The organism is Acinetobacter stercoris (assembly GCF_900323515.1).
Taxonomy (GTDB): domain Bacteria; phylum Pseudomonadota; class Gammaproteobacteria; order Pseudomonadales; family Moraxellaceae; genus Acinetobacter; species Acinetobacter stercoris.
In genome coordinates, this window is the sequence record NZ_OOGT01000448.1 from 1 (window position 1) to 697 (window position 697).

Consider the following 697-nt stretch of genomic DNA (forward strand, 5'->3'; position numbering starts at 1 on the left):
TATATTATCAGTTTCAGTTTGATAAAAACTTGCCATCATTTCAGTAGTAATAACTGGAACAGAATTATAAGAAATGACTGAAACTTTTATGTCATTGATAGTTGCAATTGCTTTCATTTTCCACCTCGTGGTTAAAGGTTGCCACCAACAGGCTAACCATTAATTATATTGTACCCTAGTTTTAGGGTACATCAAGTAGTTTTATTTTCAGGTATGCTTTCTTTAATTGTTTCAAACTGTTCTTTTAATCGTTGTGCATAACTCAATGTATCCACACTATTTTGTTCTAGTAATGAAATAACTTCATTCCATATTCCTACTGGAATTGGTCTACGTCCTGATAGCCAATCCCTGATACGTCTTGAATCAATTTCTAACGCACGAGCTAAATCTGTTTGCCATTGATTACCATATAGCAAACTACCAGCAAGCTGTAGCTGTTCAGGTGTCATACGGTAGTTTTCGGTTGGTTCAGTCATCTTTAATTAACGAAAGAAATTTCAAATTCATTTCGTTAATTCTATAGCTTAAACTCAGTTTTAGATATGAAAATTATGCAAAAATGCATCATACTCATGCATTTTTGCATTAAAAAATATACTGGGATATGTATTTATACATGTAGGAAAAAACCTCCCGTGTGAATGCACCTCATCAGATAGAGTTTTATGTCCAACTTTTGGTGTGCAGTTCATTC

General features: G+C 33.3%; 1 protein-coding gene. It reads right to left on the reverse strand.

Features of this window, described 5'->3' with window-relative positions; all coding sequences use genetic code 11:
- Positions 1-191: 191 nt before the first annotated feature.
- On the reverse strand, positions 192-479 hold the full coding sequence (locus tag KPC_RS20160; protein WP_171334574.1) for a helix-turn-helix domain-containing protein: 288 nt from the start codon (positions 477-479) through the stop codon (positions 192-194).
- Between the last annotated feature and the right edge of the window lie 218 nt (positions 480-697).

Coding starts and splice junctions, on each gene's coding strand:
- KPC_RS20160 (WP_171334574.1), bottom strand. CDS start 479: ATGACTGAACCAACCGAAAACTACCGTATGACACCTGAACAGCTACAG.